Raw genomic sequence first — 2,500 nt, 5'->3', positions numbered from 1 at the left:
ATTGGTAATCCGGGATGGACCCCTCACCCAAACAGTGCTCTACCTCCAAGAATCTTAATGTCGACGCTAGCCCTAAAGCTATTTCGGAGAGAACCAGCTATCTCCAAGTTCGTTTGGAATTTCTCCGCTACCCACAAGTCATCCAAGCACTTTTCAACGTGCCCTGGTTCGGTCCTCCAGTGAGTTTTACCTCACCTTCAACCTGCTCATGGGTAGGTCACATGGTTTCGGGTCTACGACATAATACTAAGACGCCCTATTCAGACTCGGTTTCCCTACGGCTCCGTCTCTTCAACTTAACCTCGCATCATATCGTAACTCGCCGGTTCATTCTACAAAAGGCACGCTCTCACCCATTAACGGGCTCGAACTTGTTGTAGGCACACGGTTTCAGGTTCTATTTCACTCCCCTCCCGGGGTGCTTTTCACCTTTCCCTCACGGTACTGGTTCACTATCGGTCACTAGAGAGTATTTAGGGTTGGGAGATGGTCCTCCCAGATTCCGACGGGATTTCTCGTGTCCCGCCGTACTCAGGATACTGCTAGGTATAAAGACTATTTCGAATACGAGGCTCTTACTCTCTTTGGCTGACCTTCCCATGTCATTCTTCTATAATCTTTAAATCCACATTGCAGTCCTACAACCCCGAAGAGTAAACTCTTCGGTTTGCCCTCCTGCCGTTTCGCTCGCCGCTACTCAGGCAATCGCTTTTGCTTTCTCTTCCTGCAGCTACTTAGATGTTTCAGTTCACTGCGTCTTCCTCTACCTATCCTTAACAGATAGGAGTACTAGCCATTAGCTAGTGGGTTCCCCCATTCGGACATCTCTGGATCGTCGCTCACTTACAGCTCCCCAAAGCATTTCGTCGTTTGTCACGTCCTTCTTCGGCTTCTAGTGCCAAGGCATCCACCGTGCGCCCTTATTAACTTAACCTTATTTTTGGTCTTGCGACCTAAACTCTTTAAATATTTACAGCGTTTCGGTTTATTTTCTTGTTACTATTTGATATAGATATTCAATTTTCAATGTTCAATCTTAACACCCTTACAGTGTTAATGGAGCCTAGCGGGATCGAACCGCTGACCTCCTGCGTGCAAAGCAGGCGCTCTCCCAGCTGAGCTAAGGCCCCACAAGACCTCTCAAAACTAAACAAGACCAACGTACAGGTTTCCATTTCCTTAGAAAGGAGGTGATCCAGCCGCACCTTCCGATACGGCTACCTTGTTACGACTTCACCCCAATCATCTATCCCACCTTAGGCGGCTGGCTCCTTACGGTTACCTCACCGACTTCGGGTGTTACAAACTCTCGTGGTGTGACGGGCGGTGTGTACAAGGCCCGGGAACGTATTCACCGCGGCGTGCTGATCCGCGATTACTAGCGATTCCGACTTCATGTAGGCGAGTTGCAGCCTACAATCCGAACTGAGACTGGCTTTAAGAGATTAGCTTGCCGTCACCGACTCGCGACTCGTTGTACCAGCCATTGTAGCACGTGTGTAGCCCAGGTCATAAGGGGCATGATGATTTGACGTCATCCCCACCTTCCTCCGGTTTATTACCGGCAGTCTCGCTAGAGTGCCCAACTCAATGATGGCAACTAACAATAGGGGTTGCGCTCGTTGCGGGACTTAACCCAACATCTCACGACACGAGCTGACGACAACCATGCACCACCTGTCACCTCTGTCCCGAAGGAAAACTCTATCTCTAGAGCGGTCAGAGGGATGTCAAGACCTGGTAAGGTTCTTCGCGTTGCTTCGAATTAAACCACATGCTCCACCGCTTGTGCGGGCCCCCGTCAATTCCTTTGAGTTTCAACCTTGCGGTCGTACTCCCCAGGCGGAGTGCTTAATGCGTTAGCTGCGGCACTGAGTCCCGGAAAGGACCCAACACCTAGCACTCATCGTTTACGGCGTGGACTACCAGGGTATCTAATCCTGTTTGCTCCCCACGCTTTCGAGCCTCAGCGTCAGTTACAGACCAGAGAGCCGCTTTCGCCACCGGTGTTCCTCCATATATCTACGCATTTCACCGCTACACATGGAATTCCACTCTCCCCTTCTGCACTCAAGTTAAACAGTTTCCAAAGCGTACTATGGTTAAGCCACAGCCTTTAACTTCAGACTTATCTAACCGCCTGCGCTCGCTTTACGCCCAATAAATCCGGATAACGCTCGGGACCTACGTATTACCGCGGCTGCTGGCACGTAGTTAGCCGTCCCTTTCTGGTAAGTTACCGTCACAGTGTGAACTTTCCACTCTCACACTCGTTCTTCTCTTACAACAGAGCTTTACGATCCGAAAACCTTCTTCACTCACGCGGCGTTGCTCGGTCAGGGTTGCCCCCATTGCCGAAGATTCCCTACTGCTGCCTCCCGTAGGAGTCTGGGCCGTGTCTCAGTCCCAGTGTGGCCGATCACCCTCTCAGGTCGGCTATGTATCGTCGCCTTGGTGAGCCGTTACCTCACCAACTAGCTAATACAACGCAGGTCCATCT

Annotated in this window: 1 tRNA gene and 2 rRNA genes (1 of these 3 cut by a window edge); all 3 read right to left on the bottom strand. The window is 50.9% G+C overall.

From position 1 onward, the window contains the following. Positions 1-934 (bottom strand): 23S ribosomal RNA (locus tag HMPREF2893_RS03750); its annotated part reaches 1,857 nt to the left of the window's first position; the annotation flags it as partial. A 123-nt stretch (positions 935-1,057) separates the two neighbouring features. Further along, positions 1,058-1,130, bottom strand: a tRNA-Ala gene (locus HMPREF2893_RS03745). Positions 1,131-1,183: 53 nt separating this feature from the next. Continuing rightward, positions 1,184-2,500: ribosomal RNA gene (locus HMPREF2893_RS03740) — 16S ribosomal RNA — on the bottom strand; the annotation flags it as partial.

Source organism: Streptococcus sp. HMSC072C09 (genome assembly GCF_001813105.1).
Classification (GTDB): domain Bacteria; phylum Bacillota; class Bacilli; order Lactobacillales; family Streptococcaceae; genus Streptococcus.
The sequence above is the reverse complement of the archived record's forward strand: the minus strand, read 5'-3'. Positions and strand labels throughout refer to the sequence as shown.